Source organism: Bacillus pretiosus (assembly GCF_051294775.1).
GTDB lineage: Bacteria > Bacillota > Bacilli > Bacillales > Bacillaceae_G > Bacillus_A > Bacillus_A wiedmannii.
This window is the reverse complement of the sequence record NZ_JBPPHF010000008.1, coordinates 117,576-136,097: the sequence shown is the minus strand read 5'-3', so window position 1 is coordinate 136,097 and position 18,522 is coordinate 117,576. Positions and strand designations below refer to the sequence as shown.

17 protein-coding genes and 1 pseudogene are annotated in these 18,522 nt (G+C 35.9%); 9 read left to right on the top strand and 9 right to left on the bottom strand.

Annotation, left to right across the window (positions count from 1 at the left end; all coding sequences use genetic code 11):
- Positions 1-181: 181 nt before the first annotated feature.
- From glpT to opp4A, 6 genes and pseudogenes are all read left to right on the top strand, one after another.
- Positions 182-1,531, top strand: a complete 1,350-nt coding sequence (glpT, locus tag ACSG5Z_RS27085; protein ID WP_088061884.1) for a glycerol-3-phosphate transporter — start codon at positions 182-184, stop codon at positions 1,529-1,531.
- 284 nt (positions 1,532-1,815) lie between these two features.
- Positions 1,816-2,834, top strand: a pseudogene (locus ACSG5Z_RS27080) (ABC transporter ATP-binding protein).
- Positions 2,821-3,747 carry an ABC transporter ATP-binding protein gene (locus ACSG5Z_RS27075; protein ID WP_001196372.1) on the top strand — a complete coding sequence of 309 codons (927 nt, stop codon included), beginning with the start codon at positions 2,821-2,823 and terminating at the stop codon, positions 3,745-3,747. Before ACSG5Z_RS27080 ends, ACSG5Z_RS27075 begins: the two are co-directional and overlap by 14 nt.
- Before the next feature lie 14 nt (positions 3,748-3,761).
- The gene (opp4B, locus tag ACSG5Z_RS27070) at positions 3,762-4,727 is read left to right on the top strand and encodes an oligopeptide ABC transporter permease (RefSeq protein WP_088061882.1); all 966 of its coding nucleotides are present in this window, start codon (positions 3,762-3,764) and stop codon (positions 4,725-4,727) included.
- 17 nt (positions 4,728-4,744) lie between these two features.
- Positions 4,745-5,650, top strand: a complete 906-nt coding sequence (locus tag ACSG5Z_RS27065; protein WP_088061880.1) for an ABC transporter permease — start codon at positions 4,745-4,747, stop codon at positions 5,648-5,650.
- 12 nt (positions 5,651-5,662) lie between these two features.
- A complete protein-coding gene (gene opp4A, locus ACSG5Z_RS27060; protein ID WP_435712609.1) occupies positions 5,663-7,438 on the top strand; it encodes an oligopeptide ABC transporter substrate-binding protein in 1,776 nt (591 codons plus the stop codon).
- A 100-nt stretch (positions 7,439-7,538) separates the two neighbouring features.
- On the opposite strand, the gene ACSG5Z_RS27055 is transcribed toward opp4A, so the two are convergent.
- The 4 genes from ACSG5Z_RS27055 to ACSG5Z_RS27040 form a co-directional block, all read right to left on the bottom strand.
- Positions 7,539-7,664, bottom strand: coding sequence for a DUF4027 family protein (locus ACSG5Z_RS27055; RefSeq protein ID WP_082181333.1), 126 nt, complete (start codon positions 7,662-7,664; stop codon positions 7,539-7,541).
- A 211-nt stretch (positions 7,665-7,875) separates the two neighbouring features.
- Positions 7,876-8,298: a universal stress protein gene (locus ACSG5Z_RS27050; RefSeq protein WP_000277996.1), complete on the bottom strand. Its 423-nt coding sequence runs from the start codon at positions 8,296-8,298 to the stop codon at positions 7,876-7,878.
- 65 nt (positions 8,299-8,363) lie between these two features.
- A complete protein-coding gene (locus ACSG5Z_RS27045; protein ID WP_088121292.1) occupies positions 8,364-9,815 on the bottom strand; it encodes a SulP family inorganic anion transporter in 1,452 nt (483 codons plus the stop codon).
- Between the two features lie 157 nt (positions 9,816-9,972).
- Positions 9,973-11,220 carry a cell wall-binding repeat-containing protein gene (locus ACSG5Z_RS27040; RefSeq protein ID WP_435712608.1) on the bottom strand — a complete coding sequence of 416 codons (1,248 nt, stop codon included), beginning with the start codon at positions 11,218-11,220 and terminating at the stop codon, positions 9,973-9,975.
- 174 nt (positions 11,221-11,394) lie between these two features.
- Here ACSG5Z_RS27040 and ACSG5Z_RS27035 point away from each other — a divergent pair, with 174 nt between their 5' ends.
- Complete coding sequence (locus tag ACSG5Z_RS27035; protein WP_088061870.1) at positions 11,395-12,072, top strand: response regulator transcription factor; 678 nt, start codon at positions 11,395-11,397, stop codon at positions 12,070-12,072.
- A gap of 11 nt (positions 12,073-12,083) precedes the next feature.
- Complete coding sequence (locus ACSG5Z_RS27030; protein WP_435712607.1) at positions 12,084-13,469, top strand: sensor histidine kinase; 1,386 nt, start codon at positions 12,084-12,086, stop codon at positions 13,467-13,469.
- Positions 13,470-13,488: 19 nt separating this feature from the next.
- On the opposite strand, the gene ACSG5Z_RS27025 is transcribed toward ACSG5Z_RS27030, so the two are convergent.
- Positions 13,489-14,010 (bottom strand): dihydrofolate reductase family protein, encoded by a 522-nt coding sequence (locus ACSG5Z_RS27025; RefSeq protein ID WP_137011204.1) that lies wholly within the window; start codon positions 14,008-14,010, stop codon positions 13,489-13,491.
- A 65-nt stretch (positions 14,011-14,075) separates the two neighbouring features.
- Here ACSG5Z_RS27025 and ACSG5Z_RS27020 point away from each other — a divergent pair, with 65 nt between their 5' ends.
- Positions 14,076-15,059, top strand: coding sequence for a helix-turn-helix transcriptional regulator (locus tag ACSG5Z_RS27020; RefSeq protein WP_435712606.1), 984 nt, complete (start codon positions 14,076-14,078; stop codon positions 15,057-15,059).
- A 106-nt stretch (positions 15,060-15,165) separates the two neighbouring features.
- Here the strand turns inward: ACSG5Z_RS27020 and ACSG5Z_RS27015 are convergent, their stop codons facing one another.
- The 4 genes from ACSG5Z_RS27015 to ACSG5Z_RS27000 form a co-directional block, all read right to left on the bottom strand.
- Positions 15,166-15,543, bottom strand: a complete 378-nt coding sequence (locus tag ACSG5Z_RS27015) for an OsmC family protein (RefSeq protein ID WP_060486998.1) — start codon at positions 15,541-15,543, stop codon at positions 15,166-15,168.
- Complete coding sequence (locus ACSG5Z_RS27010) at positions 15,527-16,945, bottom strand: amino acid permease (RefSeq protein ID WP_088061854.1); 1,419 nt, start codon at positions 16,943-16,945, stop codon at positions 15,527-15,529. Before ACSG5Z_RS27010 ends, ACSG5Z_RS27015 begins: the two co-directional genes overlap by 17 nt.
- Positions 16,946-17,149: 204 nt before the next feature.
- Complete coding sequence (locus ACSG5Z_RS27005; RefSeq protein ID WP_048541720.1) at positions 17,150-17,794, bottom strand: amino acid ABC transporter permease; 645 nt, start codon at positions 17,792-17,794, stop codon at positions 17,150-17,152.
- Positions 17,795-18,451: an amino acid ABC transporter permease gene (locus ACSG5Z_RS27000; protein WP_048541718.1), complete on the bottom strand. Its 657-nt coding sequence runs from the start codon at positions 18,449-18,451 to the stop codon at positions 17,795-17,797.
- Positions 18,452-18,522: the final 71 nt, after the last annotated feature.

Genomic DNA, 18,522 nt, shown 5'->3' with positions numbered 1-18,522 from the left:
AACGTTTACATTTCTGTCACAAAGTTGTATAATTTTCGACGAAGTTAATATTGACAGTCACGGAGAATCGGAGTATACGGCTATGAATCATAAAAAAGGAAACTTTTTTATATTTCATGGCCTTTTTATATTCTCTCTGACTTACAACATTTCGAATTCATTAGGGGAGGATTTTCATTTTATGTTTTTCACACAATTATTTAAGCCTGCGCCCCACGCGGAACGCTTACCAGCTGATCGCGTTGATAGCGAATACCGTAAATTACGTTTACAAGTATTCTTAGGTATCTTCATCGGCTACGCAGGTTACTACTTTGTTCGAAAAAACTTTTCACTAGCGATGCCATACTTAATCGAACAAGGCTTTAGTAAAGGGGAACTTGGGGTTATCCTTTCAGCAGTATCTATCGCTTACGGATTAAGTAAATTTCTTATGGGTATCGTATCCGACCGTTGTAATCCTCGCTACTTTTTAGCAGCTGGGCTATTTTTATCAGGTATCATTAATATTATTTTCGGCTCATTTTCTTTCATTACAACGAGCATTATACTTATGTTTGTCCTTCAGTTTTTAAATGGATGGGTACAAGGTATGGGATGGCCTCCTTGTGGTCGTACGATGGTTCACTGGTTCTCTATTAGTGAACGTGGTACAAAAATGTCTATTTGGAACGTTGCTCATAATGTCGGTGGCGCGCTTATGCCTTCTCTTGTGACATTAGGCTTATACTTCTTCGCAAATGACTGGAAGAGTATTTTTTACTTCCCAGGTATTCTTTCAATTTTAGTTGGTATTTATGTATTAATTACGATGAGAGATACACCTCAATCTTGTGGATTACCTTCTATCGAAGAACATACTGGAGAATATCCATCAGATGAAAAAGTAAAAGATCGAGAACGCGAACTTTCAGTAAAAGAAATTTTATTTAAATACGTACTAAACAATAAATTTTTATGGTACATCGCTATCGCGAACGTTTTCGTTTATTTCGTACGTTACGGCGTTGTAGACTGGGCTCCTACCTATTTAGTAGAGGAAAAAAGTTTCACTCATAGTAGCTCCCGTACAGCTTACGCTCTATATGAATGGGCTGGTATTCCAGGTACACTTCTTTGCGGATGGATGAGTGATAAACTATTTAAAGGGCGCCGCGCACCTGCTGGTATTTTATTTATGGTTGGTGTATTTATAGCCGTTCTTGTTTACTGGCTAAACCCTCCTGGTAATCCAATGGTTGATAGTATCGCACTTGTCGCGATTGGATTTTTAATTTACGGACCTGTTATGTTAATCGGCCTACACGCACTAGACTTAGCACCAAAAAAAGCTGCTGGAACTGCCGCTGGTTTAACTGGGTTCTTCGGTTACCTAGGTGGAGCTACTTTTGCTAGCGCAGCTATGGGCTTTATTGTAGATGCATTCGGATGGGATGGCGGATTCATCTTATTACTTGTATCTTGTGTACTTGCAATGTTCTTCCTTGCTCTTACTTTAAAGACAGGATCTGCAAAACCAAAACAAGCTTAAGTACTAATATTATTCTTATCAAAAAAAGAGAGACTGTTCTTTCCAGAACACCTCTCTTTTTTCTACATATAATACTTTTTTCTTACAAAAGATTTATTTCCCTCTCACATATATGTTAGCGTTTTCAACTAACTTCAATCCCTTATATAACAGCATTCAATCTCTGTATAAAAAGATTTTTGAATATTTTCTCAACTTATGCTTGTCAAACATTGTCAATTTATATTAAAATAACAACAACATACAAAATATTTAGTCTTTTCAGAAAAGATGGAGGGATAGCCATGAAGAATCCACTTCTTCGCATTGAAAACTTACAGACTTCCTTTCGCATACAAGATCACTATCATGCCGCAGTTGATGATGTTTCGTTAACTGTCCATGAAAATGAAATTGTCGCGATAGTTGGTGAATCAGGTTGCGGAAAAAGTGCACTTGCCCTTTCTATTATGCGACTGCATAATGAAGCAAATACAAAATTACAAGGGCAGCTTAACTATAGAGATAAGGATCTACTAACTATGTCAGCCGCAGAGATGAATAAAGTACGCGGATCAAACATCGGTATGATTTTCCAAGAACCTCTTACAGCACTCGATCCTCTTATGACAGTTGGAAAACAAATCGAAGAAAACTTAGACTACCACACAAGCCTTTCAAAAGTTGAAAAAAAGAACGCACCTTAGAACTACTTCATCAAGTTGGTATTCCAAAACCAGAACTTACATATAAACAATACCCACACGAATTATCTGGCGGAATGAGACAAAGAATTGTTATCGCAATTGCAATTGCTTGTAACCCAGCACTCATTATTGCGGATGAGCCAACAACGGCTCTTGACGTAACCATCCAAGCACAAATTTTAGACTTACTAAAATCTATTCAAGAACAAACGAAAATGGGCATCATTTTAATTACTCATGATTTAAGTGTTGTCGCAGAAACAGCAGATCGTATCGTCGTTATGTACGCTGGACAAGTTGTAGAGACAGGAAAAGTTGAAGAGATTTTTAACAACCCTCTTCACCCATATACTCGTTCTCTATTAAACTCCATTCCATCTGCGTATGGTGAAAAAGAAAAATTGCATGTAATTCAAGGGGTCGTTCCTTCGTTAGCGAAGCTTCCTCGCACAGGTTGTCGCTTCCAAGCTCGAATTCCATGGATTAAACCTGATCAACACGAGGAAAATCCAATTTTACATGAAGTAAAACCAGACCATTGGGTACGTTGTACTTGCTACAAGCATTTCAACTTCCAAGATAAGAAAGGAGATGACGTAGCTCATGGCACTGCTTAAAGTAGAAGATTTAAAAGTACATTTTCCAATTAAAGGTGGTTTCTTCGGCCGCACATTAGATTACGTGCGTGCTGTCGATGGTGTAAGTTTTGAATTACAACCGGGTGAAACATACGGGATCGTTGGTGAATCTGGAAGTGGCAAATCAACAACGGGTAAAGCAATTATGCATTTAACGAAAGCAACAGAGGGTAGCATTCATTTTAATAATAGAGATTTAACAAAATTAAGTCGCTCCGAGCTACGTGAACAACGAAAAGATATTCAAATGATTTTCCAAGATCCTTATTCATCATTAAATCCGAAGAAACGTGTTCTCGACATTATTGCTGAGCCTCTTCGAAATTTTGAGAAGCTCTCACCTGATGAAGAACGTAGAGCGGTTCAAGAATATCTTGATAAAGTTGGTCTAAATCCAGAGTCAATTTATAAATATCCACATGAATTTTCCGGCGGGCAAAGGCAGCGGATTGGTATTGCACGTGCTCTTACATTAAAACCGAAGCTTATTATTGCTGATGAGCCAGTATCTGCGCTTGACGTCTCTGTACAAGCACAAGTATTAAACTTCTTGCAAGATTTACAAGCTGAACTCGGACTAACATACTTATTCATTAGTCATGATTTAGGTGTAATTCGTCATATGTGTGATCGTATCGGTGTTATGTATCGCGGACGCATTGTCGAAGAAGCAACTAGTGCAGAAATTTATAGTAATCCGCAACATATTTATACGAAGCGCCTAATATCAGCAATTCCTGATATTCGTCCTGAAAACAGAGAGAGACAGCGTAAGCTCCGTCAACAAGTAAGCTCTGAATACGAGAAATCATACGAAAATTATTTCAATGAAAACGGTCGTGCTTATGACTTAAAAGCAATCTCGCCAACGCACCGGGTGGCATTACCATAAGGGAGTGATAAAACATGTGGAAGTTTATATTACGGAGATTTTTAGTGATGATCCCGCAATTATTCGTGTTAAGTGTACTTGTCTTTCTATTAGCTAAGGCAATGCCAGGCGATGCCTTAACCGGCAGAGCAATGAATCCAAAAGCGGATCCAAAAGTGATTGAAGAACAACGTGAAAAGCTTGGATTAAATGACCCAGTTGCAACACAATATGTTCGCTGGATTAAAAATGCAGCCCAAGGTGACTTCGGTATTTCCTATGCACATAAAATGAAAGTAACCGATTTAATTGGAGAACGACTTGGAAATACAGTATCTTTAGCACTTGTTATTCTTATCCTTACTTATTTAATTGCCATACCACTAGGAGTTATAAGTGGGCGGTGGAATGATACATGGGCTGATCGACTCATTACCATTTACAACTATCTAGGTTTTGCTACACCACTATTTATATTTGCATTAATTATGCTCTTCCTATTCGGATTTAAGTTTGCAATATTCCCAACCGGCGGTAGCGTTGATCCTCAAGTTGCAACAGGTACATTTGCTTACTATTTAAGCAAATTGAATCACATGCTATTACCAGCTTTATCTGGTGCATTAATTGCGACAGTTGGTACGGTTCAATATTTACGAAGCGAAATTATTGATACGAAACATAAAGATTTTGTGCGTACAGTAAGAGCAAAGGGTGTTCCAGAATCAAAAATCTATTCTAGACATATTTTACGAAATTCATTCTTACCAATTGCAGCCTTCTTAGGCTATGAAATTACAGGATTAGTTGGGGGTGCCATCTTTTTAGAAAGTATTTTTAGCTATCCAGGAATTGGACAACTATTTATACAATCTATCTCTCAGCGTGATTTTAGTGTAATAACTGCACTCGTTATGTTTACTGGATTTGCAACGTTACTTGGAACTCTCCTTTCAGATATTATTCTAAGCATCGTCGATCCACGTATTCGTATTGATTAAAGAAAGGAGATGACGTTATGTTAGCAAACCCTGAAAAACAAACTGAAGTTATTCATTACGAAAAAAGCCCTTCTGGTTTCTCTATTATGTGGCGAGAACTTCGTAAAGATAAATTAGCAATGTTTTCACTTATTTTCCTAGCAATCTTATTACTAGCAGTCTACGCAACATCTTTTATTATGAAACAAGAAGATATTGTACGAGTTGATTTATTCGCTATTTATGCTCCTCCCTCTGCTGAACATTGGTTAGGAACAGATTACGGAGGACGCGACATTTTCGGCCAACTTATTATTGGTACACGTAACTCCTTTACAATTGGATTAGCAATTACTATTCTTTCTTGTGTAATTGGCCTTTCAATTGGATTAATTGCCGGTTATTTTGGAGGAGCAATTGATAATATCATTATGCGCATTATCGACTTTGTTATGGTTTTACCATTTTTAATGCTTGTAATTGTATTTATTACACTTGTTCCTACATTCAATATCTTCACTTTCATTTTAATTATGAGCGTGTTCTTATGGACAGGAAAGGCAAGATTAATTCGCTCAAAAGTATTAACTGAAAAAGAACTCGATTATGTCTCTGCATCAAAAACTTTAGGAACACCAAACTGGAAGATCATTCTTTTCCAAGTACTACCTAACTTAAGTTCCATTATCATTGTTAGCGTTACATTAAACCTTGCTGGAAACATCGGTATTGAATCTGGTCTAACCTTCTTAGGATTTGGTCTACCAGAAAGTACACCAAGCCTTGGTACACTTGTTAGTTATGCTAGAAATCCAGATGTATTACAAGAGAAATGGTGGATTTGGTTACCCGCATCAATCATGATTTTAACATTGATGCTGTGTATAAATTTTATTGGTCAAGCGCTACGCCGTTCGGCCGACGCAAGACAAAGAAAAGGATAAGGGGTGGAAGAAATGACAAATAAGCCAAAGTTTTTCAAAGTATTAAGTACACTTGCAGTTTCAACATTACTACTTTCAGCATGTGGGGGCAGTGGTGGTAGTGAAAAAACGAGCAGCACAAAAAAAGTAGATACAAATAAATTTAGTGCATCTGTTAAAAATGATAAAAAGGAAATTAAAGATGGTTCATTAACATATGGTCTTGTTTCTAACACACCATTTGAAGGACTTTTGAACTTCGCTGTATATGAAGGAGATCCTGATAACCAGGTCATTACAATTTTTGATGAATCTTTATTATCAAATGACGAAAACTGGGAATACACGAATGATGGTGCTGCTACATATGAAATTTCTAAAGATAAAAAGACAATTACACTAAAAATTAAAGATAATGTAAAATGGCATGATGGAAACCCTGTTACTGCTGAGGATTTAGAATACTCTTATCTAGTAATTGGTAGCAAACAATATGCTGGTTCTCGCTATGACACTCAAATGCAAATGATTGAAGGTATGGAAGATTACCACAATGGAAAAGCCGAAAAAATTTCAGGTATCAAGGTAACGGACCCAAAAACAATTTCGATTACGTTTAAAGAACCGAATCCTTCAGTGAAAACTGGACTTTGGGCATATCCTCTTCATAAGAAATATTTAGGAGATGTACCAATCGATAAATTAGCAGAGTCTGATAAAATCCGTAAAAACCCAATTGGTTTCGGACCTTTTAAAGTGAAGAAAATTACTCCTGGAGAATCCGTTGAATTTGAACGTTTTGATGACTATTATGGCGGAAAACCAAAGCTGAAAAGCATGGTTTTAAAAGTTGTTAACCCTTCCGTTGTTAACGCGTCCTTAAAAAATGGTGATATTGACATTGCTGAAGTAAGTGCAGATCAGTATCCAAATGTAAGTAAATTAAAAAATGCACAATTAGTCGGTAAAACCGATTTATACTATAGCTATATCGGCTTTAAGTTAGGCCATATGGATAAAGAAAAAGAAGAAGTAGTGATGGATAAGGAGAAATTTAAAGATGTTCGTGTACGTCAAGCAATGGCTTATGCTATTGATAGAAAAGAAATTGGTGAAAAATTATATCATGGCCTACGTTATCCAGCTAACTCACCAATCCCACCATCTCTACCAAAATATCATAACAATAAAGTTAGTGCCTATGATAAAGATGTAGAAAAAGCTAAAAAGTTATTAGATGAAGCTGGCTATAAAGATACGAACGGAGATGGATTCCGTGAAGATCCGAATGGTAAAGAATTTAAAGCTAATTTCTTATCAATGAGTGGTAGCGATGTAAGTGAACCACTTGCAAAATTCTTTATTCAATCTTGGAAAGACATCGGCCTAAAAGTAGAACTTCTTGATGGTCGCTTACACGAATTCAACTCCTTCTACGATATGATTAAAAAAGATGATCCAAAAGTTGATCTTTTCGCTGCCGCTTGGGGAACTGCATCTGATCCAGATCCTTCTGGTATTTGGGCTAAAGATGCAGCGTTCAATTACCCACGTTGGGCTACTGAAAAAAACACAGAATTATTAAAACAAGGTATTTCTCCAGAAGCTGCTGATGAAAAGTACCGTAAAGATGTATACGATAAATGGCAAAAATTAGTTCATGATGAAGTACCATTAATTCCACTTCATTATAAATTTGATTTAAAAGGTGTAAATAATCGCGTAAAAGATTATAAATATACACCAGAAGATCAATACAAATGGGGTAAAGTTAGCGTAACAAGCGATAAAGCAGAAACAGAGAAATAAGAAAATAGCTCCTAGCACTGAGGTACATGCTAGGAGCTATTTTTTATTTATAACCCTTCTCTCGCTATTAATAACAACCAATTCCTTTCCTACTGTAAGATTAAAAGATTTGATGAATCATCTTTATTACAACAGCTAACGTAACAGATGCAGCAAATCCTCCTAAACAAATTAAGCTTACCCCTTGACTGTATGATAAATTTTGAAATGATTTCATTGCTTCCATCCTCCCTATCTCCCCTTTGATACTCTTATTTTACCAATGGGAAAATTTTCATAACATCGATTTTACTAACAACTAACTTACAAATTTGTAAGTTAATAATTTCCCTTTAAACTTATATATCTAGTATGTCCAAGCTCTCTCCCTTTATACGTCAAAAAAGACCTCGAATTATATCAAGGTCTTGCTTACACTACAAAATATCTCATTCAATTTACTTTATAATCATCACCGGGCATTTTACACGCTTTGCTATTTTATGACTGACACTACCAAGTACCATCTCTTGCAATGTATTTAACCCTCTACTGCCAGCGATAACGAGATCTATATCCCCTGTATTTACATATTGAACAATCGTATCTCCTGGATCGCCATGTAATATCGTAATTTTATAAGAAATGTTCTCTTTCTTTAATAAACCTTCAATCTCTTTTAATTTATCTTTTCGACTAGCCGATATTGTTTCTAAATCTGTTTGACCTTGTATAATATCTGATTTTGCCGTTCTATTATCTACTACGTACACAACTTCAACATTTGTTTCTTCGCTACATTTCGCAATATATGTTGCATGTTCCGCTGCTCGAAGTGCATGTTCAGAACCATCACATGCTAATATAATTTGTTTGTACATATGCTGAATCCCCTTTTCGTTATCCTACTCGTATTATATATTAAAGCCCCCTAAAAAGGAGGCTTCTAACTTGCAATTCTTTTATTATAAGTAGCTAAATTTGAAATAATTTTCGAGCTTCGTTCATTTAATCCCGTTATACTTACTTTCACGTCACTTTGTTCATACTTCATAATCACTTTATCAATTGCGGCTACTGCTGAATCATCCCATATATGCGCATAAGTAAAGTTCAACTCAATTTCTTTTACATCTTCATTGAATGAAAAATTATTTATAAAGTCTGCTGTAGATGCGAAGAAAAGTTGACCATGAATTTCGTATATTTTCTTATTTTCAATATATAAATGTTTCACGTGAATCTTTGCCATATTGAATGCAAATAAAACCGCACTAATTACTGTTCCGATAATTACACCTAATGCTAAATTATGTGTAATTAGGACAATCACAACTGTTACGATCATAACAAATGCATTCCCTTTTGGTACTTTATGAATCGTTGTCACAGAGTTCCAATCAAATGTTCCAATTGAAACCATAATCATAACTGCAACTAAAGCTGCCATTGGAATATGAACGACATAGTCACCTAAAACGAACAGTAATACGATTAGAAATCCACCCGCTACAAATGTTGATAAACGACCTCGTCCACCTGATTTAATATTAATAACAGATTGTCCAATCATTGCACATCCTGCCATTCCTCCGAAGAAACCAGCGACAATGTTTGCGATACCTTGACCACGTGCCTCTTTATGTTTATTACTTTCCGTATGCGTCATATCATCTAAAACTGAAGCTGTTAATAAAGACTCTAGTAAACCGATAATTGCAAGCATAACTGCGTACGGTAAAATAATCCCTAATGTCTCAAGTGTAAAAGGCACGTCAGGCATGCTAAAGAACGGTAATTCTTTCGGCAAGCTTCCCATATCCCCTACTGTTTTTAACTGTAATCCGCTCATAAGTGCAATACTTGTCACAATAATAATGGAAATAAGTGTAGACGGTACAGCTGTCGTAATACGTGGAAATACATATATAATTACAAGTCCTAATGCGACAAGTGCATACATTTGCCAAGTTGCATTTTTAAAATGTGGCAATTGCGCTGTAAAAACTAAAATTCCAAGTGAATTTAAAAAACCACTCATAACAGATTTAGGAACAAACTTCATAAATGAGCTCAGTTTGAACACGCCAAAAATAATTTGGACAATACCGGTTAATATTGTTGTAGCAAATAAGTATTGCAAACCATGATCCTTAACGAGCGTGACCATTAATAATGCCATTGCACCTGTTGCAGCTGAAATCATCCCAGTTCGTCCGCCAACAAATGAAATGGTAACTGCAATACAAAAGGCTGCGTATAACCCAACGGTCGGGTCCACGCCTGCAATAACTGAGAAAGCAATCGCTTCAGGAATTAACGCTAAAGCAACGACAATTCCCGATAGCACGTCTCCTCTCACATTGGAGAACCAGTCATTTTTTATCGTTTGAAACAAAATACCACTCCTCTACTCTTTTATCATTTGATTTTCTCCATAAGAAAATCTCGGCCGACTGCACGAAGGATATTATATAACGAGTAGAGAGATTTTTGCTATGTAAAAGTTTCCTAAAGAAAAAGACGCTACCTTAGCAGCGCCTTTACTCACTTTATTAATGTCCACCGTGCCCTTGACCACTTTCTTGCACAATCTCTAGCCTCTCATCCAATATACCTTGTGTTTCAAATGAAATATCACTCGTACTTCCTAATAAGAAGCCGTGGTTATATGGTCCAAGCGTTGGGTCATCTTTAAACTTCGGCTGAATACTAGCAAGGAAGTCATACACTGGTTGTGAAGCTTTCCCTTCTTCTAACAATACAATAGGTGCGTGTTTACCCATATGTGAAAATGGTGCTCCTGCAACTGCTAAATCTGGTGTTTTGCTTGAAACAAATGATAAACCGTGACCTGGTTTTGTGAACCCCCAGCCAAATTTCGTGTTTTCATCTTTAAACTTCGCAAATGCAACCGAATTTTCTGTTGGAGTCTCCCCACTAATACGCGTTACTTTCCCGTATTTACTTAACTCTTTTTCTACTGCTTTTGAAATAATTTTTTCTGGTCCTAATACATATATATTCGCTTTATCTTTTCTCATTTTTAATGCCTCTATCGTCGCTTCTGGCACCTTATCTTTTTCTGTATATAAAAGCGGTTCTGGCATATGAGAAATCCAGTTTACAGCTGGTGTTGTGTATAAACGCCCTTCTTCTTCAGACGAACCGATAATAACACTATTTGGATAACTTCCTGTTATATCAGCATATTCTTTATCCACATCTTTAGCAAATATAGCTGGATCCGTTTCTTTTATTTGCTTTACTTTATATGCTTTTAATTGCTCAAGGATAGATGGACCTACATCCCCCATCACCATAATTTGTGTTCCATCTTTCGTTCCGAGCGGATTTAATCGTTTTATTTCTTTTAACGTCATTTCGGGTACCTTTTCTTTTTCTATAAATAAAATTGGACCGTTATTCGGATGGTGAATAAGATCCGCACTCGCAATACCTAATTGCCACTCGTTTACTGGCACTAAAATAACAGCGCCTGGCTGATTCTCTTTATGCGTTGCTGGCCATATCGTTTGCGAAGTTACTACTGCCATTTGCAAAGGATCGTTTGTGTTTAATCTCGTTACATTTTTTAAACTTGTCGTTAATAAATCATTCGATGCACCTTCGTTCATTTCTTTCGGCGCAGTTACCTCCTGATTCATTTTCATTTTCGTTTGCTCTGCCTTTTTCTCTTCTGTAGATTCATGGTTTTTATGATCCGTGTTCGTTTGTCCACATGCAGCAAGACCAACTGCTGTAATTATTGTTATCCCAAAGATTCGGGTCATCTTTTTCACTATACCGCCTCCATATGAATCGTTTTCGAGCCAATATGATTACCTAAAATGGAATTTCAACTTTACAATAACAAGCAATTCTGAAGAAATTATGCAGATGCATGATAATCTGCACCATTTCTTCATGATTTTGACTTACAATTTAAGTAATAACTACAAATGCGGAGGTACTCTATGGTCGATATACTACTCGTAGATGATGAGCCAAGAATGCTTGAATTATTAACGCTTTATCTTACTCCAATCGGATATAACTGCGTATGTGCAGTGTCCGGGGAAGAAGCTATTTCACATATAGAAAATCGAAATTTCAAATTTGTTTTACTCGATATTATGATGCCAAAGATGGATGGATGGGAAACGTGCAAAAGAATTCGATCCTTTAGTAACGTTCCTATCATTATGGTAACGGCTCGTGATCAAACGGTAGATGTCATCCAAGGGTTAAAACTTGGAGCGGATGATTACGTAACGAAACCTTTCCATGAAGAAGAGCTTTTCGCAAGAATTGAAGCTGTTTTAAGGCGAACGAATCAACACGCGCAAATCCAATATCACGGCATTTTATGGGATGAGGCAAAGCATTTCGTTTCTGTCTATAATGAAGAACTTCTTCTCACTCCAATCGAATTCTCTTTACTCGGGTTATTTTTACGTCATGTGAACTACGTATTAAGCCGCGATCAGCTCATTGAACGAATTTGGGGACTAAATACAAATACAGAAGATAGAACAGTCGATTCACATATTCGTAATTTGCGTGATAAATTACGAAAAGTAAATTTCCCTATTGATCATCATTTAAAAACTGTTTACGGAGTCGGGTATCGATGGGTTGATACTCTAGATTAAGGAGCAAAACGATGAAGCGAATTTCTATTCAACTCGGATTTTATTTTTTAATTGTTACACTGTTAATCGAAAGTGTTCTATTTGTCTTGCTTTATTATAGCCTTGTCAACAATAGAGTAAATGAAGAAATGGCAGCTTTATTAAAGCGCGGAAATAGTCACCGAGATGTCCTTGAAAAGTATTTTGATAAGCAAACAATCTCCCATGTTGCCCTAATGGAATCTGAAGCCGAAACCACTGTCGTTATTACAAATGCCAATAAGGATGTGCTAGCTAAATCCAACGAAATAACTACTACTATAAAAAAGCATATTGAAAAGATGCAAACACGGACAGATCATGACGGAGCAATTATAGAGAATCATTGGAAAACATCTAATTATATATGTACAGTTAGCCCCATTGTAGTGGCTGAAAAAACGGAAGGCTACGTATATATGTTTCTCGGAACAGAATCAATCGAGGAAATGGTTAACGGGCTAACAAGACAATTCATTATTGCCGGAGTCATTACGTTTCTATTAACAGTCATCACTATCTTTCTATTATCACGGTTGTTAACAAAGCCATTGTTACACATGAAACATGCCACTGAAAAAATGAGTAAAGGCGATTTATCCGTTTCGTTAACGACTACTCGAAATGACGAAATTGGTGAACTAGCATCGTCTATTCAAACGCTTGCTAATGATTTACATTATATGAAAACAGAGCGAAGTGAATTTCTAGCAAGTGTTGCTCACGAATTACGAACACCGTTAACATACATAAGAGGTTATACTGACATTGCTTTAAAGGAAAACACATCTCCTGAGCAACGTTTGCGATATTTATCTATTATAAAAGATGAGTCTGATTATATTACGAACTTAGTTCAAGATTTATTTTCACTTGCACAAATGGAACAACATAACTTTTCTATTCAAGTAAAGGAAGTATATTTACACACCTTCCTTACTCGCATAGCCGAAAAAGTAAATGCCATGTATAAAGAAAGATACATTAAAGTTTCTTTCTCTTGTCCTCCTACACTGCTAATAAACTTAGATGAACAGCGATTTGAACAAGTTTTGGTAAACATTTTAAATAACGCTTATAGACATTCACAAAAGCATTCTCATATAAATATTTCTGTTACAGAAGAACATAAACGTATTTCCATTACAATTGAAGATGAAGGCGAAGGTATTCCGCCTGAAGACCTCCCTCACATTTTCGACCGTTTTTATCGAGTTGATAAAGCAAGATCACGAGCTACAGGCGGAACTGGTTTAGGACTATCTATCGTGAAAGAAATTGTAGAACTACACGGCGGGAATATTACTGTAACGAGCGAAGTCGATCATGGGTCTTGCTTTATCATTTCATTGCCATCTATACAAAAACACGACTACTGATAGTAGTCGTGTTTCTTTATCATTTTACTTTATAATATAAATTTACAAATTGCCCAAAACGTTTCGTATCCGTTAAAGTTAAATTAATTTCTGGGTTCTTGTCTTGAAATAACGGAACTCCAGAACCTAATATATGCGGTGTAATCGTAACAACATATTCATCAATTAAATTATTCTTAAAGAATTCTCTTAATAGACTCCCTCCACCGACCATCCATATTTTAGATCCTTCTTGCTCTTTCAACCTTTTCGTAAACTCCACTACATCTTCATTTACAAACTCCACGTGTTCGTTTGAACCTTTTTCTGAGTTAGAGAAAACAAAACATTTTTTATCTAAATACGGGAATGGTTCTATATGCTCTACTACATAATCGTACGTTCTTTTCCCCATAATTATTGTATCAATCGTTTCATACATTTCTGTATAACCGTTATCTCCCTCTCCTTCCGTTTCCATTAACCACTCTAAATCATCATTTTCTTTCGCAATATATCCATCCAAACTAGCAGCTATAAATAAAACAACTTCACGTGACATCTCTTTTCCTCCTTGCATCTCATCTTGATAACATTATGATGTAAACAATATACTAACAATAAAACATGACAATTTATGTCATGTTAAAAAGAAAAAAGGTGATACATTTGTCAAAAGCTAAACGCTTATTAGATATTCTTATATTTGCTTCTGCCCAAAAAACATTTACAGCTCAGGAAATAGCTGATGAATTTAATATTTCCGTTCGTACTGTCCATAGATACATTTTAGATTTAAGTGATATGGGATTACCCATTTACGCAGAACAAGGTCGTAACGGGGGCTATAAAGTATTAACGAATAAAGTCATTCCCCCTATTTTATTTACGGAAGAAGAAGCAGTATCCATCTTTTTTGCATTTCAATCTTTAAGCTACTACCGAGACTTGCCCTTCAACGCAGAAATCAATTCCGTTACACATAAACTGTATAGTTCTCTACAACATGATGCGAAAGCGAAAGTTGATAAAATACGTTCTTATATCACTTTTTGGAATCCGAAGAGAACAATTGAGACACCACTTTTAAACGAAGTGTTAACTGTGGCTATTGAAAATAAAAATTTACACTTTCAATACGAATCTAAATCGGGAATAAAAACAAAACATGTTCACCCTATCGGTGTATATGCTCATGACGGGCTATGGTACTTACCATCCTATGACTTCAGTAGAAAAAAAGTTTTACTGTATCGCGTTGATCGTATTCTTTCTATATTATCAACAGAAGAAAATAAAGATACGTTCATGAATTTAGAAGAATGGTTTGCCTCTAGCTCTAACGTAGTGCATATTCCTACCCAGTTACATGTCTCATTAACAGCAGAAGGCGTGCGCCAATGTAAAAGCGTTCCTTACCTTGAAGACTTCGTGGTAGTAAACGAAGACGGGACAGGATATATACATTCAACAATTGATAAAGGTGAAATTAACTTTATTACTCCTTTATTTTATAGAATTGGAAAAGATGCAAGAGTTTTAGAACCGAAAGAATTGATAGATGGTTTACGTATACGCGCGAAAGAAATTTTACATATGTATGGAGACTGAAAAAGCTGCTAAATATAAGCAGCTTTTTAGTCTAATTACTCCATTACACTTTCTCCTCTCTCTAAAACATAAAAACGTGAGAGCCGTATTCTCACGTTTTTATGTTTCACTTTATTAGTTCAATTGTTTCCGTAACTTTTATACTATCTTTTACCGATTGAACAATCGTGCAATTTTTCACTGCAAGTTGTAGTGCCTTATCCAATTGCTCTTCTGTAATGTTTTGTGCTTTAATTTTATAGTGCAAATGAACACTTTCAACTGGTTTTGATAAAGCTTCACTTCTACCAATTTCCGTTTCAATTGTAAACGTATCGTATGTAATACGTTTCTTTTCTAAAATTGTTCGAAAGACAATTGCACTACATCCTGCGATAGAAGAAACGAGTAATTGTAACGGTGAATACCCATTTTCTTTTCCAATCGCTAATGGACCATACGATAAATCTGCCTCTATACCATCATGCTTAATTTTTATTTTCATACTTCGCTTCCATCTCCACTTTCATCGGTTTCTTCCGTTTCTTACTCATATAATAATATATATAGCAGAAAATGATAAATGGAATACCACAGTATAACGCCATTCTTTGTTCTGGAATAAACGCTAAACTAATAACAACGATGCTATTTGTAATTAAAGCTAAAATAGGAACAATTGGATATAACGGCGTTCTATACTTTAAGTCCTCTAACTTTCCTCCGCCTTTTATATACTGACTTCTAAAGCGAAGTTGCGATAAAGCAATAATGATCCAACTTGAAACAGCTGATAAACCAGCTATAGATAATAAGTACATGTATACTGTATCTTCTGCAAGGAAACTTGTGAATAAAGAAAGGCCAGCTACTGCAATCGTTACAACCAGTGCTGTAATTGGAATACCACGCTTATTTACTTTCTGGAACGATGTTGGTGCCATTCCTTCATTTGCAAGTGACCATAATATACGAGTTGCCGCATATAATCCTGAATTCGCTACAGATAGTAACGCTGTAATAATAACGAAGTTCATAATATCAGCTGCGTATGGAATACCGATTTTATCAAATACGACTACGAATGGACTTTCAATTACCCCTGCTTCTTTCCAAGAAATTAATCCTACTAAAATCGTCATTGTTAAAATGAAGAATAACATAATGCGCCATACTGTATTACGAATTGCACGTGGAATTGTTTTTTCTGGATTTTCACTTTCTCCCGCTGCAATCCCGATTAACTCTGTTCCTTGGAATGAGAAGTTAACCGTAATCATTGTAAGTAATACGGCAGCTAGTCCATTCGGGAATAATCCACCATCGCTTACAAAGTTAGAGAAAAGAGGTGCTGCTTCTTTTCCGTCATATGATATAAATCCTAATAATGCACCACCACCAAGAACAACAAACGCAAGAATTGTCACTACTTTAATACTAGAGAACCAAAATTCTAATTCAGCATAACTTTTCGCCGAAATTGCGTTTGACGCATATAGAATAACGCCGAATACGAGACACCATACCCAAACATCAACATTCGGAAACCATCTTTTCATCATTAAACCGATTGACGTTAATTCTAGTCCTACTGTCACTGCCCAGCCAAGCCAATATAGCCAGCCAATCATAAAGCCCGTTCCTGGCCCAATAAACTTCGTCGCATACTTTTGGAAAGAACCTGAAACCGGCATTGCTACCGTTAACTCTCCAAGACAAAGCATTGTTAAATACATAATAAATCCGCCCACTAAATATGAAAGGATGGCTCCCCCTGGTCCAGCCTGATTAATGGTATAACCTGAACCTAAGAAAAAACCAGTCCCGATTACACCACCTAGTGCGATCATAAATAAATGTCTACTCTTCATCGTACGATGTAATTTCTCATTCGTTGATTGCTGCATCTAAATCCTCCCCCTACCGATACCCCTATATCTTGTTAAAATTTTCTGATAATAAAAATATACACGAAAGCGATTACAATTTCTATATAAAATTAAAACTTTTCTGATAAAACAATATAAAAAATCGAATTATCGCGAGATTCGGATTATAATTAAAGGAAAATAAGGATAAACAAGGAAAAACCTTTACATATATTGTAAAGGTTAACGGATTTCTAATCTTCTCGATAAAATTGATAAACTATAATTTATGATAAAGTACATACAAGCTACTACTATAAACGTTGGAATCATATAATTCACATTCTGTCCGCTAATAATTTGAGCATTATGCATAAGCTCTGGCAGTGATATAACAACTGCTAATGATGTATCTTTCAGCAATGAAATAAACTGACTAACAAGCGGCGGGACCATTCTTCTTAATGCTTGTGGTAAAATAATGTGCCAAAGCGCTTGAACATACGTTAATCCTGAAGATCTTGCAGCCTCAATCTGTCCTTTTTCAATAGATAATAAACCACTTCGAACAATTTCAGATATCATTGCTGCTTCAAATATTGTTAAAGCAACAATTGTAGCTGTTATAATTTCTAATTTCAAGCCTGCTTCTGGAAGTGCAAAATACGTGAAAAATATAATTAAAAGTAGTGGTAAATTTCGAATTACTTCAACGATAATTCCTAATACTTGTGAGACGATAGGTATTTTCATATACCGCAATATCCCTATTACACTACCAATAATAAAGCTAAGTACAATCGCTACGAGCGCTACCTCTAGCGTTATAAGTAATCCTTTTAATAAAAACAGAATATGATCTCCTGTAATTGCTCCCTTAAAATCCATTTACACCGCCTCCTTTGCTAAGCGTTTTTCTAAATAACGCACTAGCATACTGAGCGGAATTGTTAATATTAAATAAAACATCCCGACAAATATATAGACGTCGAACGTAACCAATGTCTTCGTTGAAATTAAGTCTCCTTGATACATTAAATCCGTACCAGCGATAATTCCGAGTATGGAAGAGTTTTTTACTAAATTGAGAAATTGATTTCCTAGAGGAGGAATTACAATTTTCATCGCTTGGGGTAAAACGATATGGTACATTGCTTGCGTATAAGTCAATCCTGAGGAACGTGCTGCTTCCATTTGGCCTTTTGCGACTGATAAAATACCAGCGCGAATAACTTCCGCAATAAACGCTGCCGTATATACGGTAAGCGTAACTGTTCCTGCTACAAACCCATTTAAAGTAATTCCTATTACAGGTAAAGCAAAATAGAATATAAATGCAATTAATACAAGTGGAATATTTCTTACAAACTCCACAAAAGCTGATCCTATCCAATTTAAAATACGAATAGGTGCAATACGCATTACAGCCAAAATTACTCCTAAAATAAAGCTTCCTATTAATGCAATTACACTAGACATAACTGTATACTTAAAGCCTTCTAAATACATATCAATGTTATTCGTTAATATAGAAAAATCAGGCACATATTCTCCCCTCTTTCTTTACAAGAAGAGGATGAGCATCCCTCATCCTCTCACTGTTACTATTCACTAGA

Bases quoted from the DNA above. Each gene is read 5' to 3' on its own strand.
- ACSG5Z_RS27030 (WP_435712607.1), top strand. From the start codon at position 12,084: ATGAAGCGAATTTCTATTCAACTCGGATTTTATTTTTTAATTGTTACA.
- ACSG5Z_RS27035 (WP_088061870.1), top strand. From the start codon at position 11,395: ATGGTCGATATACTACTCGTAGATGATGAGCCAAGAATGCTTGAATTA.
- opp4B (WP_088061882.1), top strand. From the start codon at position 3,762: ATGTGGAAGTTTATATTACGGAGATTTTTAGTGATGATCCCGCAATTA.
- glpT (WP_088061884.1), top strand. From the start codon at position 182: ATGTTTTTCACACAATTATTTAAGCCTGCGCCCCACGCGGAACGCTTA.
- opp4A (WP_435712609.1), top strand. From the start codon at position 5,663: ATGACAAATAAGCCAAAGTTTTTCAAAGTATTAAGTACACTTGCAGTT.
- ACSG5Z_RS27055 (WP_082181333.1), bottom strand. From the start codon at position 7,664: ATGGAAGCAATGAAATCATTTCAAAATTTATCATACAGTCAAGGGGTA.
- ACSG5Z_RS27025 (WP_137011204.1), bottom strand. From the start codon at position 14,010: ATGTCACGTGAAGTTGTTTTATTTATAGCTGCTAGTTTGGATGGATAT.
- ACSG5Z_RS27075 (WP_001196372.1), top strand. From the start codon at position 2,821: ATGGCACTGCTTAAAGTAGAAGATTTAAAAGTACATTTTCCAATTAAA.
- ACSG5Z_RS27050 (WP_000277996.1), bottom strand. From the start codon at position 8,298: ATGTACAAACAAATTATATTAGCATGTGATGGTTCTGAACATGCACTT.
- ACSG5Z_RS27005 (WP_048541720.1), bottom strand. From the start codon at position 17,794: ATGGATTTTAAGGGAGCAATTACAGGAGATCATATTCTGTTTTTATTA.
- ACSG5Z_RS27065 (WP_088061880.1), top strand. From the start codon at position 4,745: ATGTTAGCAAACCCTGAAAAACAAACTGAAGTTATTCATTACGAAAAA.
- ACSG5Z_RS27020 (WP_435712606.1), top strand. From the start codon at position 14,076: ATGACAATTTATGTCATGTTAAAAAGAAAAAAGGTGATACATTTGTCA.
- ACSG5Z_RS27015 (WP_060486998.1), bottom strand. From the start codon at position 15,543: ATGAAAATAAAAATTAAGCATGATGGTATAGAGGCAGATTTATCGTAT.
- ACSG5Z_RS27010 (WP_088061854.1), bottom strand. From the start codon at position 16,945: ATGCAGCAATCAACGAATGAGAAATTACATCGTACGATGAAGAGTAGA.